The organism is Curtobacterium sp. MCLR17_039 (assembly GCF_003234745.1).
Lineage (GTDB): Bacteria > Actinomycetota > Actinomycetes > Actinomycetales > Microbacteriaceae > Curtobacterium > Curtobacterium flaccumfaciens.
In genome coordinates, this window is record NZ_QKTF01000010.1 from 1 (window position 1) to 15,741 (window position 15,741).

Below are 15,741 nucleotides of genomic sequence, written 5' to 3' on the forward strand. Positions count from 1 at the left end.
GGGCGGGGGGTCGGGTCGGGCGGGTCGTTCCGGGCGTACCTGGTCGAATCGGGCGTACCTGGTCGGAAGTTCGCACCAGGTATGCCCGGAAACGCCAGGTATAGCGCGCGTTCTGGGAAGGAACGGGCGCGGGGTGCGCGGCCACGGGGTCGGGGCGAGTCGGGTCGGGCGTGCCGGGTCGTTCCGGGTGTACCTGGTCGAATCGGGCGTACCTGGTCGGAAGTTCCGACACGGTATGCCCGGAAGCACCAGGTATCGCGGGCGTTCTGGGAAGGAACGGGTGCGGGGTGCGCGGGCACGGGGTCGAGTCGGGCGTACCGGGTCGTTCCGGGCGTACCTGGTCGAATCGGGCGTACCTGGTCGGAAGTTCCGACACGGTATGCCCGGAAGCACCAGGTATCGCGGGTGTTCTGGGAAGGAACGGGTGCGGGGTGCGCGGGCACGGGGTCGGGTCGGGCGTGCCGGGTCGTTCCGGGTGTACCTGGTCGAATCGGGCGTACCTGGTCGGAAGTTCGCACCAGGTACGCCCGGAAGCACCAGGTATCGCGGGTGTTCTGGGAAGGAACGGGCGTTCTGGGAAGGAACGGGCGTACCGCTCAGCCGCCGAACTCAGCCGCCGAACTCAGCCGCCGAACTCAGCCGCCGGCGAAGGGCGGCATGACGTCGACGACCTCGACACCGTCGAGCGACGTCGCCCGGTCACGCGTGGTCACGCCGTCGACCAGGTACGAGCAGCGCTCCTGCAACGCACTCCAGCGCGCAGGATCCGCCACGTCGGCCGCGTCGATCGCGCCGAGGGCGGCCTCGATGGTGGGGTCCGTCGTGGTCAGGGAGTCGACGCCCACGGCAGCGCGGGCAGCGGCGAAGAACCGGATCGTGGTCACGCCTCAGCCGCCGATCGCACTCATGCCGCGTGTCGGGTGCACGAGCTCGTCGCTGTCGTCACCGTGGTCGCGCGGCTTCGCCCACATCGCGAGCCGCCAGAGCTCGGTGACCTGGTCGTCGTCCGCCCCGGAGCGCATCGGCCCGAGCACGTCGGTCTCCTCGTCGGAGAACAGGCAGCTGCGCACGTGCCCGTCGGCGGTCAGCCGGGTGCGGGTGCAGTCGGCGCAGAACGACTCGGTGATGCTCGCGATGATGCCGACGGTGCCGAGGGGCTCGCCGGTCACGGCGTCGTGCACGCGGTACCGCTCGGCCGGGGCCCCGTCGCGCGGGGCGTCGTCCGGAGTGAGCACGAACGACGTCGCCAGCAGCGCGCGGATCTCGGCGGCGGTGATCATCGAGGTGCGGTCCCAGGCGTGGTCGGGGTCCAGGGGCATCTGCTCGATGAACCGCAGCTCGTAGCCACGCTCCAGGCACCAGCGGAGGAGCTCCGGGGCGGCCTCGTCGTTGATCCCGCGCAGCAGCACCGCGTTCACCTTGATGTCGAATCCGGCGTCGTGCGCGGCCGACAGTCCGGCGATCACCTTGTCGAGGAACGGGCGGCGGGTCACGGTGGTGAAGACGTCGGGGTCGACGGTGTCGAGCGACACGTTCACGCGCCGCAGCCCGGCGTCGTACAGGCCCTGGGCGCGGTGGGCGAGGCCGATCGCGTTCGTGGTGAGCGACAGCTCCGGTGCGTCGGGCAGCGCGGCGCACCGGGCGATCACGTCGACCAGGTCGTGCCGGAGCATCGGCTCCCCGCCGGTGAACCGGACCTTGCGGACGCCGAACCGCGACGAGCCGATCCGGACCAGGCGCTCGATCTCGCTCGCCGTCATCAGGGCCTCGTCGGGGGCGAACGGCAGTCCGGCCGCGGGCATGCAGTAGGTGCAGCGCAGGTTGCAGCGCTCGGTCAGCGACACCCGGAGGTCGACGGCGCGACGCCCGAAGCGGTCGACGAGCCCGGCGGGAGCCGGGTCCACGGAGCCGGTCGTGCCGAGCAGGATCGCGGGTGCCATGGTCGTCAGCGTACGTGTTCCACACGCCGGAACGACAGCCGCTCCCACCACCGCCGCCACTCGGCCCGCTCCGTGCGCAGGAGCGTGACGACCACGATGACCACCACAGCCGCGAGCAACCACCACCGGTAGGCGTCCGCCGACGGCCACACCCCGCGCAGCGCGATGGCGAGGCCGATCGACAACCACTCCCACCGCCCGGACAGCACCACGAACGGGATGAGCAGCAGCGCGTACCAGGGGTAGCGCGGCGTGACGGCGAGGAACGTCACGCCGATCATCAGGACCTCACCCGACCACGGCCGCGCCGGGTCGGACAACCGCCACGCCACGAACGCCGCCAGCAGCACCAGGAGCCCCACCACCAGGGTCGCAGCGTCGCCCTTGACCACGAGCGACACCAGCGCGAACCGGGAGCCGTCCTCGTAGCCCTCCTCGTTCAGGTAGCCGGGCAGGTACCCGAGCACGTCGAGCCCGGTCGTCAGCACGTAGGGCACGTAGAGCAGCCCGAACACCGCGATGCCGATCGGGATCGCCCACCAGGCCCGACCGCGGCCGAGCAACGGCGGGTACACGATCGCCGGGATGAGCTTCGTCGCGGTCGCGGCCCCGAGCGCGATGCCGCCCCAGATCGGCCGGCCGAAGGCGACGAGCACGACACCGGCCGTGGCGAGGGCGGCGCCGACGACGTCGACGTGCGAGTTGGTGACCGCCTCGGACGCGACGAGCGGCGACCAGGCCCAGAGCGCCGCCCACCAGGTCGGACGGCCGATGCGGCGGAGCACCAGGACGAGCCCGACGGTCACACCGAGCGACACGAGCAGCCCGGCGACCTGGAACGGCAGGTACTGCGCGGTCGCCGGCACGAAGAACCGCACCGCGGCGAACCACAGCTGCGCCATCGGCGGGTAGATCGTCGTGACGTCCGGCCGGTTGATCGCGGTGCAGTGCCCGTCGGCGCCGTCGCCGAGCCCACGGAACCGGGGCTTCAGCGGATCGCACGTGCCGTCCACCTTGTCGGGGAACAACCAGTCGGGTCGGAGACCGGACAGTGCCGCGGACTGGGGGGTGTGCGCGTACGGTGAGACTCCGGCATGCTGGACGATGCCGTCCCACGCGTACCGGGCGGAGTCGGTGCTCGTGTTCGGCGGTCCGACCAGCGCGGCGATGCCGATCACCACCGCTCCGCCGATGACCATGGTGGTCATCCACCGGACGGGCACGAAACGCACCGCGAGCACGGCGATCACGAAGACGGTCCAAGCGATCAGCGTCCACGCAACGAATGCAGAACGATGGCCCGATCGGAGGAACCCCAGATGCGTGACGCCGACGGCGATGACGCCCGACAGGGCGAGTACTCCCACGACGGCCAGCACCGTGCCGATCCGGACGGCGGTGCCGTCGGCCAGGGACGGTCGGAAGGCACGCAGTCGGTCGCTCATGGTCCGTCGAGGCTATCCGGCCTCCAGCGCCTGCTGCACGACGGACGAGCAGCTCTGGCGTCCCCCAACCGCAACGCCCGCTCGGCGGTGGTGCTCGGGCGTCTGCTCGGCATCGCGTTCCTGATCTGCTTCGGCACCGGGATCTACAGCCACCTGCTGCAGGAACCGCTCGGCTGGATGCGGTTCCCGACCCGTCCGACGCAGCTGTACCAGTTCACGCAGGGCCTGCACATCACGACCGGGATCGCGATCATCCCGCTGCTGCTCGCCAAGCTCAACACCGTCATGCCCGCCCTGGTGCAGGTGCCGCCGGTGCGCGGCGTGCTGCACCTGCTCGAGCGGCTGTCGATCGCGGTGCTCGTGTCCGCGTCGATCATCCAGGTCGTCACCGGCCTGCTCAACACGTACCAGTGGTACCCGTGGCCGTTCCCGTTCCGCCAGGTGCACAACGCGATGGCCTACGTGATCATCGGGTCGCTGGCCATCCACATCGCCGCCAAGCTGCCGGTCATCGCCCGCTACTGGCGGAAGCGCGACTCCTACGACGCGCACGGCCGGTTCATCGCGGACCCCGCGTCCGGCAGTGAGCTGCTCCCACCCGGCCTGGAGGCTCGTCCCGCGTCCGCCCCGCACGCTGCGGGCGCCGAGACCACCGGGTCCACCGCCCCCGGCCTGCTGGGCCGCGTGTTCCGCTGGATCGACGGCGTCGACGCCGCTCCCGGCGGCGGCGCCGAGTCCCGGCCCACCGGACCGGACGCGGCGCCGGAGACCCGCGAGGTGTCCGAGGAGCCGAGTCCCGGCGAGCCGACGGCCGACGTGGGGGAGCCGAGCCGGGCCTCCAGGCCGACGCCGGACGCAGCCACCGGACGACGCCAGCGCATCGCCCGACGCGGGTTCTTCGCCGGCGTGACGGCGGCGACCGTCGGTGTCGTCGCGCTCACGGCGGGGCAGTCCTCGAAGCTCGCGGAACCGTTCAACGTGTTCGGCGCCCGTGGCCGCGGCATCGGCGCGAACGGACTGCCGGTGAACCGGACCGCGCGTGCGGCCGGTGTGCTCGCCAGCGCGACCGCCGCCGACTGGACGCTCACCGTCGTCGGCCACGACGTGAGCCGGACGTTCGTCCGGGCGGAACTCGTCGCACTCGGCACCGCGCAGGTCGACCTGCCGATCTCGTGCGTCGAGGGGTGGAGCCAGATGGCGACCTGGAAGGGCGTGCGGATGCGCGACCTGCTCGACGCCGTGCAGGCGCCGCAGGGGTCGCACGTGCGGGTGACGAGCCTGGAACGGCACGGCGGCTACCGGATCATGGACATGGGGCCGGAGTACGCCGAGGACCCGACGACGCTCATCGCCCTCGAGCTGAACGGTGCGACGCTCGACCTGGACCACGGGTTCCCGGCGCGGATCATCGCTCCCGGGCGGCCCGGCGTGCTGCAGACCAAGTGGATCGAGAAGATCGAGGTGCTCCGGTGAAGGCCGCGCGGATCGTGCTCGTGGTGATCGGCGTGCTGGTCATCGCGTTCGGGGCGTACGTGCTCGTGACGTCAGTCAAGCCGAACCGCATCGGCGGGCTCGGGGTGTGGCTGCTCGCGGCGGTGGTGCTGCACGACGCGGTCCTGTCCCCGTTCGTGGTCGGTGCCGGGCTGCTGCTGCGTCGGGCCGGACGCTCGCTGCGGGCCTGGGTGCTCGTCGTCGTGCAGGCGGCGATCGTGCTCGGCAGCGTGCTCGCCCTGGTGGTCCTGCCGGAGATCGCTGCGAAGGACCACGGGCAGAAGAACCCCACCGTGCTGCCGTTCGACTACGGCACGCGGCTGCTGCTCGTCGAGGGGGCGCTGCTCGTCGTCGTGGTGGTGGTGCTCGTGGTCGGAGTGGTGCGGTCGCGTCGCGCTGCCGGTTCGTCTGGCTCGTCCGGTTCGTCTGGTTCGTCCGGTTCGTCTGGTTCGTCCGCCGTGCGCACCACTGGTTAAAGGGACAACCTTTCGGTATGATCAGGTCATGACCGACGAGACCCCGTGGCTCACCCGCGAGCAGCTGCGCGCGTGGATGAAGCTCGTCGCGGTCATGGAACTCCTGCCGGCGGCGCTCGACCAGCAGCTGCAGCGCGACGCCGACCTGACGCACTTCGACTACATGGTCATCGCGATGCTCTCCGAGACCGACACCCGGACCCTGCGGATGTCGGCGCTCGCCTCGGCCACGAACGCCTCGTTGCCGCGGCTGTCGCACGTGGTGTCCCGCCTCGAGAAGCGCGGGCTCGTGACCCGGTGCCCGTCGACCTCCGACCGCCGCGCCACCGACGTCCGCCTGACCGACGCCGGGTACGCCACCATCGTCGAGGCAGCTCCGGACCACGTCCGCACCGCCCGCCGGGTGGTCATCGACGCGCTCTCCGACGAGCAGGTCGCGCAGCTCGACGGCATCGCGGCGTCGCTCCTGACGCGGCTCGACCCCGAGGGGCGTTTCGCAGCGCTGACCTACCCGCGCGAGGACGACGACACCGCGATCTGCGAGCAGCGACTGACGGGTGCGGCGACGGACTGAGGCCGCCTGGCCGCCGCGTCCCTGCAATAGGCTCGCCGCATGACCGACCCCGCCGCGCCGTCCGACACGTACTCCTACCTCGGACCCGCCGGCACGTTCACCGAGGCGGCCCTGAAGCTCGTCGAGGCCGCCGCCGGCAAGCCCTGGCGGAGCGTCAACAACGTCGGTGAGGCCCTGGACGACGTCATGTCCGGCCGGTCGATCGGGGCCGTCATCGCGATCGAGAACAGCGTCGACGGCGGAGTCAGCGCCACGCAGGACGCCCTGGCCCGGATCCCCGGCGTGCGGATCGTGGGGGAGTACCTGGTCCCCGTCGACTTCGTGCTCGTCGCCCGGCCCGGCACGACGCTGGCCGACGTCCGCACCGTGAACGCACACCCGGTCGCCTACGCGCAGACCCACAACTGGCTCGAGGCGAACCTGCCCGGCCACGGGCACATCCCGGCGTCGTCGAACGTCGCCGCGGCGCTCGCCCTGCTCGAGGCGAACCCCACGGCCGACGCCGCCGTCGCGCCGCCCGGCATCACGGACCACCACGACGTCGTCGTGCTCGCATCGTCCATCGGGGACAACGCCTCGGCGGTCACCCGGTTCGTGCTCGTGTCGAAGACCCTCGCCCTGCCCGAGCCGACCGGCGCCGACAAGACCAGCGTCATCGTCGAGTTGCCCGCCGACCACCCCGGCGCCCTGGTCGACATGCTCGAGCAGTTCGCGACGCGGGGCATCAACATGGGGCTGCTGTCGTCACGCCCGATCGGTGACGAGCTCGGCCGCTACCGGTTCGTCATCGACCTCGACGGGCACGTGCGCGACGAGCGGGTCGCGGACGCGCTGCTCGGCCTGCGTCGGTTCAGCCCGCGCGTGACGTTCCTCGGGTCGTACCCGCGTGCCGACGGTGCCCGCCCCGAGGTGCCCGCGCGCTACTCGGACGCCGCGTTCGTCGAGGCGCGGGACTGGCTGCGCGCGATCGTGTCGGGCGAGCCCGGGGCGCGCTAGCTCGGCGCGGCGCTCCGCGGTGCTCCGCGGTGCCGTGACGCCGTGTGGTGCGAGGTTCCGTAGTCGGTGGGAGCCCGCGGCCCTCGCACGGACGACGGAACCTCGCACGGAGCGACGGAGCGACGGAGCGACGGAGCGACGGAGCGACGGAGCGAGCGATCGGGTCGGCTCAGGGCACCTGGCGCGAGCCGTGGCGGTCGTCCGCCGGGTCCGGCACGCGCACGGAGAGCCCCATCGGGTCGATGCGCGAACGGAAGGCGATGACCTCGCCCACCGGGTCGCCGTCGATCTCGAACTCGTCGGGCCGCTCGAGCCGCGCCGTGAACTCCTGCCCGCGCAGGTAGCGCAGGGGGCGCTCCTCGCGTGAACGCGACACGATCTTCTTGCCGACGGCGGTCTTGCCCAGGTTCGACCGGCGGAACGCCCGCAGGATCCCGTTCTCCCAGAACACCCGGGCACCGATCCGCACCCAGCCGAAGAACCCGCGGGGACGCATCACGGCGATGTCGAACACCCCGTCGTCGATCTCGGCGTCGGGCAGCAGGATCGCGCCGGCCTGGAGCATCCCGCAGTTGCCGACGATGAGCGAGTGCGCCCGGAGCGAGTGGTTGCCGTCGCCGTCCAGCTGGTAGCGGAACTCGAACGCGTTGGCGTCGCGCACCGAACGGAACAGCGAGTCGACGTAGGCGAGCCAGCCGACCTTCTTCTTCAGCTCGGGGCGGGTGTTCACGAGCATCCGGGCGTCGAGCCCGAGGCCCGCCATCACCAGGAAGCCGAAGCGTTCGCGCTCGCCGCCGGGGCGCTCGATCTTGAGCATGCCGAAGTCGATCTTGCGGTCGTCGCCGTGGAAGATCGTCCGGACGCTCGCGGCCAGGTCGTCGAGGGGGAGCTTCATGTTGCGGGCGAGCAGGTTGCCGGTGCCGCTCGGCAGTAGCGCGAGGGTCGAACCAGACTCGTGCACGACCTCGGCAACCGCACGGACCGTGCCGTCACCGCCGGCCGCAGCGACGACGTCGGCACCGGCCTCGATCGCCGCGCGGGCCATGCCGCCGCCCGGGTCTTCCTCCGAGGTCTCGAACCACAGGGTCTCGGCCCAGCCGGCCTGCTGCTGGTGTTCCGCGACCGTGCGCTGGAGGGTCGGCAGGTGGACCTTGACCGGGTTGTAGACCACCGCGGCCGTCCGCTGCTCGGTGGGGAGGGCGTCCTGGTCCGCGGGCGCGGTCTCCGAAGGGGTCGACATACGTCCACGCTACCGATCGAGGCTGCGTGCGGTTGCCCCCGTCTAGGATGGGGCGGTGATCGATCCACAGCTGCTTCGCGACAACCCGGACGTCATCAAGGCTTCACAGCAGGCGCGTGGTGCCTCCGTGGCCGTCGTCGACGAAGCCGTCGCCGCCGATTCCGCCCGCCGCAGTGCGATCACCTCGTTCGAGTCGCTCCGCGCCGAGCAGAACGCCTTCGGCAAGACCGTCGCCAAGGCCCCGAAGGACGAGAAGGCCGCGCTCGTGCAGCAGGCCCAGGCCCTCGCCGCAAAGGTGAAGGAGGCGCAGGCCACCGTGACCGCGGCCGAGGACACCTTCAACACCGTCGTCCGCGGCATCCCGAACGTCGTGCTCCCCGGGGTGCCCGAGGGCGGCGAGGACGACTTCGTCACGCTCCGCACCGTCGGCACCAAGCCCGAGTTCGACTTCGAGCCGAAGGACCACGCCGACCTCGGCGAGCACCTCGGCATCATCGACATCCCGCGTGGCGTGAAGGTCTCCGGATCGCGCTTCTACTTCCTGCGCGGCATGGGCGCCCGGCTCGAGATCGCGCTGATGTCGCTCGGCCTCGACCGTGCGATCGCCGCCGGCTTCGAGCCGCTCATCACCCCGACGCTCGTCCGCCCCGAGACGATGGCCGGCACCGGCTTCCTCGGTGAGCACGCGGCCGAGGTCTACCGGCTCGAAGCCGACGACCTGTACCTGACCGGCACGAGCGAGGTCGCCCTCGCCGGGTTCCACGCCGACGAGATCCTGCCGCTCGAGGAAGGACAGGCCCACCGCTACGCCGGCTGGTCGACCTGCTACCGCCGCGAGGCCGGTTCGGCGGGCAAGGACAACCGCGGCATCCTCCGCGTGCACCAGTTCAACAAGCTCGAGATGTTCGCCTACGTCCACCCGGACCAGGCCGAGGCCGAGCACGAGCGCCTCGTCTCGCACCAGGAGCAGATGCTCCAGGACCTCGGGCTCCACTACCGCGTGATCGACGTCGCCGCCGGCGACCTCGGCACGAGCGCGGCGAAGAAGTACGACATCGAGGCGTGGGTCCCGACGCAGGGCACGTTCCGCGAGCTCACCTCGACGTCGAACTGCACGACGTTCCAGGCCCGCCGTCTCGACATCCGGTACCGCACCGAGAGCGGCAAGACCGCTCCGGTCGCCACCCTGAACGGCACCCTCGCCACCACCCGCTGGATCGTCGCGATCCTCGAGACGCACCAGCAGGCCGACGGTTCCGTCGTCGTGCCCGAGGTCCTGCGCCCCTACCTCGGTGGCGTCGAGGTGATCGAGCCCCGATGAGCACCCAGGGACGGTTCGTGGACGGCACCTCGCAGGGCGCGGGCAGCGACGCGCCCGCCCGCACCAAGCGCTGGCTGGTCGCGCTCGACATCGACGGCACCACCATGCGTGAGGACGGTGTCGTCACCGAGGCAGTCGTCGCCGCCGTCCGTGACGCCGAGGCCGCCGGGCACGAGGTCATGCTCTCGACCGGCCGCAGCGAGGGCATGACCGTGCCCCTGCTCGAGACCCTCGGCATCCGGCCCAAGTACCTGGTGTGCGCGAACGGTGCGCTCATCCTGGCCCGCCGCGCCGACGGCTCCTACGTGCGCGAACACGTCGAGCGGTTCGACCCGTCCGAGGTGCTGCAGACCATCCACGGCGCGCTCGAGAACGCGGCGTTCGGCGTCGAGGACGAGACCGGTCACTTCCTGTTGTCCGGCAACTTCCCCGACGACACCATGACCGTCGAGGGCGAGCACGTGCCGTTCGAGCAGCTGCTCGGCGTCGAGGCCACTCGCGTCGTCGTCATCTCGCCCGGCCACGACACCGAGGACTTCCTGCAGATCGTCGAGCAGATGGGTCTGCACAAGGTCTCGTACTCCGTCGGCTGGACGTCGTGGCTCGACATCGCTCCCGAGGGCGTGACGAAGGCCACCGCGATGGAGCGCGTGCGCGAGTGGCTCGACATCCCGCGATCGCGCGTCTTCGCCGCGGGCGACGGCCGCAACGACATCGACATGCTCCGCTGGGCCTCGACCTCCGGTCGCGGGGTCGTCATGGGCCAGGCTCCCGACGACGTCGTCGACGCCGGCAACGAGCTCACCGGCGGCATCACCGACGACGGCCTGGCAGCGGCGCTCGACTCCCTGCCCCGCTAGTCCACGCTCGCGCGCACCCCAGCCTGGAGGCCCGGGTAGACTTCCCGGGACGCGATCACGTCTCGCCACGTGGTCGCGTCACTGGAGGGTTGTCCGAGCGGCCGATGGAGCCTGTCTTGAAAACAGGTGGGCAGAGATGTCTCGTGGGTTCGAATCCCACACCCTCCGCGGTGGGCCGTTCGGAGTCCGAACGGCCCAAGAACGTGCTAGCGATCCACCACTGTTCGCGGCTGCGCTGCGATTGCTTGCACCTTGGTCCATGGACTCTCGGTAGGAGCTCCTGCCAACGTCTTCCTCCAACGATGAGCAGCTGCCCGTGCTGACTCATCGATGCGCAGCGAGTCCAGTCGAGCGCGGACTCCCCGCCAATCGGGTCGGACGGTGCCCGCATCGTGTGCCGCCCACGACGTCTCACCGCTGGTCTCGATGATTTGAGCAAGCCCGAGGCGCCGGAGGGCGTGCGCATTCGCCAACCGCTCGGGGCTTCCCCCAGGCAGGACAACCCCGGTGAGGCCGAACTGAAGGAGCAGCAAAGTTGTGCCGTGGCCGCCGTGAAAGACCACGCTGTCGCACGAAGCAAGTACATCGTCGGAGGCCAGCTCCAAGCAATCGACACCGATCGCACGTAACGTCCGCGCCAGCCGCGTCGGGGGCGTTCGCCCCCACGCCACGGACAGTGACGGGCCCAGATCAGCGAAAGCGCCAAGAAAGGCGTCCACGTCGTCGGACTCGGGAACGACGCCGTAGAAGAGCGTTCGATGGCCGTCTGGCGACGTTGGACCAGAAGGCGTCTGTCGACCCGTCAACGGTCCGAGGTACGTGACCTTCCCCCTGAAGCCCTTCGGTACCTGATCGATCTGCGGCACACTCGGAACACCAACGCCGCCTACTGCCAAGAGTTCACGGCCGTCGACGAGTCGCCCTGCGCCGAGTGAATCCGCCATGTCTGTCCAGATCTGCTCGGACGCTCGCCCGGCGTACCGGTGCCCGGGAAGATGCAGCGATTGGAGCACGGACGTCACGGGTATGCCGAACCGCGCCGCGGCCGATCCCACTGATGGGCGACCGTCGTGCACCGCGAGGTTTGCGTTGAACGCTCGCAGCGTGCTCGCGTCCCATTCGACTGACAAGGAAAAGTACGCCGGGTCGGTCCAGCGGTCCCAGTAACCGGCCGAGATGAGACCCTCTGGGTACACGACGGGATGCACACCGGACCGTGCGACGAGATCGACGTGCTTCTGAGTCGAGACCGCCATCGCGCACGAATGGCCGGCTTCGTTTGCTTCACGCGCGATATGCAGAAGTCGGCCGACGTGCCCGTTCCCGCCACCCCAAGGGAAGAATAACACCCGCAAGGGAATCCCTCCGTTCCTCGATTCGTCGAGAACTGATTCGATGCGAACCGGAGCTCATGCTAGCGTGCCCTGATGGGGGTACGTTGTGGTACCTTCACTGACCACGAGGGGGACTCAATGGCGAGTATGAAAAAATTGCGGTGATCGGGGTTGGTGAGCAGGCCTGGACGAATCTCGTGCCCAGCCTCGCGACCATACCGAACGTGCGTATCGATTGGGTCTGTGACACCGACCCGGTCGCGCGCTCCCGAGCTGCGGAGAAGTTGAAAGCAGTTCAATTCGGATCAGTTGAAGAGCTCCTCGGCTCAGTTACACCGGATGCACTGATCGTCGCGTCGACTCCGACAGTGCACCAGCGTGTTCTGGAAATGGCTATCCCGCGCGGGATCCCGACGTTCGTCGAGAAGCCTCCTACGTTGACGACGAGTGGCCTTCAACAACTCCTGCGGCTGAATCGCACGTCGGGCACGCCTACCCGGGTGGGGCTCAACTTCAGCTACTCCGAGCCAGTGCAGATAGCGCTCCAGGCCATGCAGGACGCGGCCTTTGGCAACCTGGCGTACATGCGTATCAACCATCTGAACAACAAACCCGACCAGCCGCTTTGGTTGCAGAACAATCACCGCCGGGATTTTCTTCTATCACAAGTTATCCATGCGTTGGGTGTCGTCTTCGAGGCTGGTGAGCCTGCGAGTGATGACGAGCATTTCACTGCGTACGACAGTCAGGTTGGGGTACTCATGTCACTCAACAAACAGTTCGTGAGCCGACGATCTGGAAACCCCTTCACCTTTGAATTGGTCGCCTCGTCGTCCGCTCCGTTCTTCGATTGGAGTCTCCAAGCAATCTCTGACAACGGTTCGATGATCACGATCAACTCGCTGCTGGAGATCGAGATATCGACTCAAGGAGTCACTCATCCTCTCGGGGTCGGCCCGAAGTGGTGGCGAAGCAGCTGGCGACCGAGTCCGGTGTCGACCGGTCACAGGCGCAATGGCTTCACTCTGCAGTTCGAATCTTTTCTGAACGACAAAACCTCGCATGCTCAAATGGCTCCGACTTTGGCTGCCTGTTTGCCGATGTACGAGTTGATGGACAGGATGGAGGCGGCGAATGTCCTTGAAGCTGCTTGAGAACCGGAACATCGACATCGATGAGCGAGACGTGTCGGCAGTCGTGGCGGCCGTACAGTCAGGAGCGCTCTCGGGAACCTCGCCCCTGGTTCGAGTCTATGAGACCGAGCTCGCTGAGTACTTCGGATCGGCGTTCGCGCTTGCTGTCTCGAGCGGTACGGCGGCATTGCAAGTCCTGCTCTATGCGTACGGCATCGGCCCGGGTGACGAGGTGATTCTTCCACCGACTGCTCCGGTGATGACGGTGCTTCCGATCATCGCTTCGGGGGCGTGCCCGGTGTTCGTGGATATCGCTGCGACGACGTTCGGCCTAGACCTGCGGGGCCTCGAGCTCGCGCGTTCCGCCCGCACTCGGCTGATTGTCACGGTGCCGATGTGGGGATATCCGACGAACGTCGAAGAGGTGCAAAGCCTTGCTTCTGACTGGGCGATTCCAGTGATCGAAGACGCTTCGCACGCGCACGGGACCGTTGAGGGGAACGGGCGACTGGCCGGCCGCACCAGCCATGCCAGTTTCTTCAGCACTCAGGAGCGAAAAATGGTGTCCACCGGAGTAGGAGGCTTCATCCTTACAGACGACGTCGACCTCGCGCGTCGAGTCCGGGAGATCCGTGACTTCGGGAAGATCGACCCTGCCCATCCGTCTCTTGCGGCTCTGGCGGGGACCTACGGGCACGCATTCGGGCTGAACTTCAGAACATCAGCGATCGCGGCGGCTCTGGGAAGGCAGCAATTGCTGAAGCTCGACCGCAAGATAGCGGCAAGGACGGCGAACGCGGCACGTCTCGCTGAGGCAGTTCGTCGTTTGCGCCACGACTACCGACCACGGCCTGTCGAGTCGGGAACGCCGAATCACTACTCGTTGGTGGTCGAGGGGCCCCGTGGTTCCGACGCCACGGGCGTTGGCCGTGTCCTGCACAGTCGAGGCATCGTGTCAGACATCTTCCGATTCGGAGGCGTACCGCTGAACCGCATGCCGCTCTTCGCGGAGTACAGATCCGCTGACACGCCGAATGCGGAACGAGCTCTGGCCGAGTTTGTGACCCTCCCAACGCATGAGGGGTTGACCGAGTCGGACCTCGGCCGGATCGAGCGCGCGATTGAGGAGACGATGGGAACGTCAGCGTGAGCGTGATTGAGGGAATGTACGACTACCAGCGTCACGACACTGCTTCCGGATACGTGACCACGCCGGACCAGGTGCGGCTGTTGCTCGTCGCCCACCGCAAGCTGCGGCGGTGGTTACCTCCGGGAGGGCACGTCGAGGACGGCGAACTTGCACACGACGCAGTCCTCCGTGAGGTTCTTGAGGAGACCGGGGTCGAAGCAATTCACCCCGCAGTCCAGTGGGACCTGCAACTCGGAGGTGTTATTGACGTGCAACTGCCCGCACCGATCGCGGTATCCGCGCAGTTCATCGGACACGGCGACTCTCGAATCGGGAAACCGCATATTCACATCGATCACATCTTTCGGTTGTCCGTGAGAGAAGGCGCGGGTTTGACGACCACCGTCGACCTTGCAGAGGTGGAAGCGTGCGGCTGGTTCACGCGCGCCGAGATCCTCGAACAGATGGACGTCTTCGATGCCACCAGGGCATTCGCGAAGAGATTCATGGACGAGGAAGCGGGATGACGCGCACCGAGGTGTCGGTCGTCATCCCGACCTTCAACCGATCGAGGGAACTCTCCCAGACACTCGAGGCACTCGACAGGCAGACGTCGTCTTCGTTCGAGGTCGTCGTGGCTGACGATGGTTCAAAACACCCCGTTGTTGATGAAGTCGAGGGGACGTTCTCGTTCCCGATGACGCACGTTCGGCAGGAGCGTGACGGATTTCGACTGGCGGCGGCACGGAACCTGGGGGCGAGCGCAGCGAGCGGCGCGCTCCTCGTGTTCCTTGACTGCGGGACGTTGCCCGGACCGCGGTTGGTGGAGACATACCTTGCAGCAGCAGAGCGAGCATCGTCGGTTGACTTCGTTGCGATGGGGCCAACGTACGGGTATGACGTCGCGCCGCCGTACGCCTCCTACGTCGCAAGGGTCTTCTGCGACGCTGGCGCCGACTTCCAGCCGCATCGCTTCTTCGGTATCCCCGGCGTTGCGGACTACCGAGAGCTGGCCCTCGCAGCCGCAGTTCACCCTGCCGAAATCATGATGCCGTGGCGCTTGTTCTGGGGCCGTAACGTAGCGGTGGCTGCGACCGCCTTCTCCGATGTCGGCGGATTTGACGAGAACTTCAGGAGCTATGGAGTCGAGGACATCGATCTCGGATACCGTCTTCTTGCCTCCGGATGTCAGGTCAGGTGGGAACGGGCGGCCTGGGCTTTGGAGATTCCTGAAGTCGCTGATCTGAGCTCGACGCAAAAGGCGGCCGAGAACGATAGCAATCTCCGGGCGATGCAACGGAAGTACGACGATGTGTGGGTGGAGTTCTACCGCGCAGTCCGTCCCTCGGCCCGGAGCGAGCAAGTCGAAGGCGAGCTCCTCGAAGCGGAGCTTCGACGGATGACGCCGTGCGCTCCGTTACGACGCACGGAGCCCGGCCCGGAGCGGATTGTCTACTTCGGTGTCCCGGAGATTCCGATTGGCGCTGACGACGTGGTCCTCGACCCATGCGTCCACCGCAGCCGTTCGGAGCACGACCCCGGTCTCGTCTCGTCTCTCGGCATGGCGACTCTCTTCAACGAAGGTCAATTCGATCGGGCAGTCATAACGCAGCGGTTCAGACCACTCCTTGCCCATTGGTCTGAATTCGTGACCGCGGAGGCCTCACGACTCGCTCATCGAGTCGATCGGACAGGTAGCCGATGAGGCGCGGAGAGGGGGAACAAGGTCACGAGCAGGCACCTGCGCCAAGCCCATCGGGTCGCCCGGGATCTCGGCCCTACGAACTGGTTCTGCTCTTCAA

General features: G+C 68.2%; 14 protein-coding genes and 1 tRNA gene. 11 read left to right on the forward strand and 4 right to left on the reverse strand.

The genetic code is table 11. The features are described from left to right. Positions 1-635: 635 nt before the first annotated feature. Genes DEJ00_RS12485 through DEJ00_RS12495 form a run of 3 tightly spaced genes read right to left on the reverse strand, consistent with a single transcriptional unit; the run spans position 636 to position 3,385 of the window. Positions 636-884, reverse strand: coding sequence for a MoaD/ThiS family protein (locus DEJ00_RS12485; protein ID WP_111057573.1), 249 nt, complete (start codon positions 882-884; stop codon positions 636-638). 3 nt (positions 885-887) lie between these two features. Then, positions 888-1,940: a GTP 3',8-cyclase MoaA gene (gene moaA, locus DEJ00_RS12490; protein ID WP_111057574.1), complete on the reverse strand. Its 1,053-nt coding sequence runs from the start codon at positions 1,938-1,940 to the stop codon at positions 888-890. A 5-nt stretch (positions 1,941-1,945) separates the two neighbouring features. Then, on the reverse strand, positions 1,946-3,385 hold the full coding sequence (locus tag DEJ00_RS12495) for a glycosyltransferase 87 family protein (protein WP_051596835.1): 1,440 nt from the start codon (positions 3,383-3,385) through the stop codon (positions 1,946-1,948). 87 nt (positions 3,386-3,472) lie between these two features. Between DEJ00_RS12495 and DEJ00_RS12500 the strand changes: the two genes are divergently transcribed. The 4 genes from DEJ00_RS12500 to pheA are packed head-to-tail and all read left to right on the forward strand — an operon-like array spanning position 3,473 to position 6,922. After that, on the forward strand, positions 3,473-4,858 hold the full coding sequence (locus tag DEJ00_RS12500; protein WP_111057575.1) for a molybdopterin-dependent oxidoreductase: 1,386 nt from the start codon (positions 3,473-3,475) through the stop codon (positions 4,856-4,858). Beyond that, on the forward strand, positions 4,855-5,352 hold the full coding sequence (locus tag DEJ00_RS12505) for a hypothetical protein (protein WP_111057576.1): 498 nt from the start codon (positions 4,855-4,857) through the stop codon (positions 5,350-5,352). Before DEJ00_RS12500 ends, DEJ00_RS12505 begins: the two co-directional genes overlap by 4 nt. 28 nt (positions 5,353-5,380) lie before the next feature. After that, positions 5,381-5,926, forward strand: a complete 546-nt coding sequence (locus DEJ00_RS12510) for a MarR family winged helix-turn-helix transcriptional regulator (RefSeq protein WP_027466075.1) — start codon at positions 5,381-5,383, stop codon at positions 5,924-5,926. A 39-nt stretch (positions 5,927-5,965) separates the two neighbouring features. Next, positions 5,966-6,922: a prephenate dehydratase gene (pheA, locus tag DEJ00_RS12515; protein WP_071406510.1), complete on the forward strand. Its 957-nt coding sequence runs from the start codon at positions 5,966-5,968 to the stop codon at positions 6,920-6,922. A 169-nt stretch (positions 6,923-7,091) separates the two neighbouring features. Here pheA and DEJ00_RS12520 read toward each other — a convergent pair whose 3' ends face one another. Then, positions 7,092-8,162: a diacylglycerol kinase family protein gene (locus DEJ00_RS12520; protein ID WP_111057577.1), complete on the reverse strand. Its 1,071-nt coding sequence runs from the start codon at positions 8,160-8,162 to the stop codon at positions 7,092-7,094. A 55-nt stretch (positions 8,163-8,217) separates the two neighbouring features. Here DEJ00_RS12520 and serS point away from each other — a divergent pair, with 55 nt between their 5' ends. From serS to DEJ00_RS12555, 7 genes are all read left to right on the forward strand, one after another. Beyond that, positions 8,218-9,483 (forward strand): serine--tRNA ligase, encoded by a 1,266-nt coding sequence (serS, locus tag DEJ00_RS12525; RefSeq protein ID WP_027466078.1) that lies wholly within the window; start codon positions 8,218-8,220, stop codon positions 9,481-9,483. Beyond that, positions 9,480-10,343 carry an HAD family hydrolase gene (locus DEJ00_RS12530; RefSeq protein WP_083404355.1) on the forward strand — a complete coding sequence of 288 codons (864 nt, stop codon included), beginning with the start codon at positions 9,480-9,482 and terminating at the stop codon, positions 10,341-10,343. The genes serS and DEJ00_RS12530 overlap by 4 nt, the downstream gene beginning before the upstream one ends. A gap of 83 nt (positions 10,344-10,426) precedes the next feature. Continuing rightward, a tRNA-Ser gene (locus DEJ00_RS12535) sits at positions 10,427-10,511 on the forward strand. A gap of 1,327 nt (positions 10,512-11,838) precedes the next feature. Next, positions 11,839-12,831 carry a Gfo/Idh/MocA family protein gene (locus DEJ00_RS12540; RefSeq protein ID WP_181440180.1) on the forward strand — a complete coding sequence of 331 codons (993 nt, stop codon included), beginning with the start codon at positions 11,839-11,841 and terminating at the stop codon, positions 12,829-12,831. After that, complete coding sequence (locus tag DEJ00_RS12545; RefSeq protein WP_111057578.1) at positions 12,812-13,960, forward strand: DegT/DnrJ/EryC1/StrS aminotransferase family protein; 1,149 nt, start codon at positions 12,812-12,814, stop codon at positions 13,958-13,960. Before DEJ00_RS12540 ends, DEJ00_RS12545 begins: the two co-directional genes overlap by 20 nt. Continuing rightward, entirely contained in the window at positions 13,957-14,466 is a 510-nt protein-coding gene (locus tag DEJ00_RS12550) for an NUDIX hydrolase (RefSeq protein WP_139179084.1), read from the forward strand. Before DEJ00_RS12545 ends, DEJ00_RS12550 begins: the two co-directional genes overlap by 4 nt. Further along, entirely contained in the window at positions 14,463-15,644 is a 1,182-nt protein-coding gene (locus tag DEJ00_RS12555; protein WP_111057579.1) for a glycosyltransferase, read from the forward strand. The genes DEJ00_RS12550 and DEJ00_RS12555 overlap by 4 nt, the downstream gene beginning before the upstream one ends. Positions 15,645-15,741 lie beyond the last annotated feature (97 nt).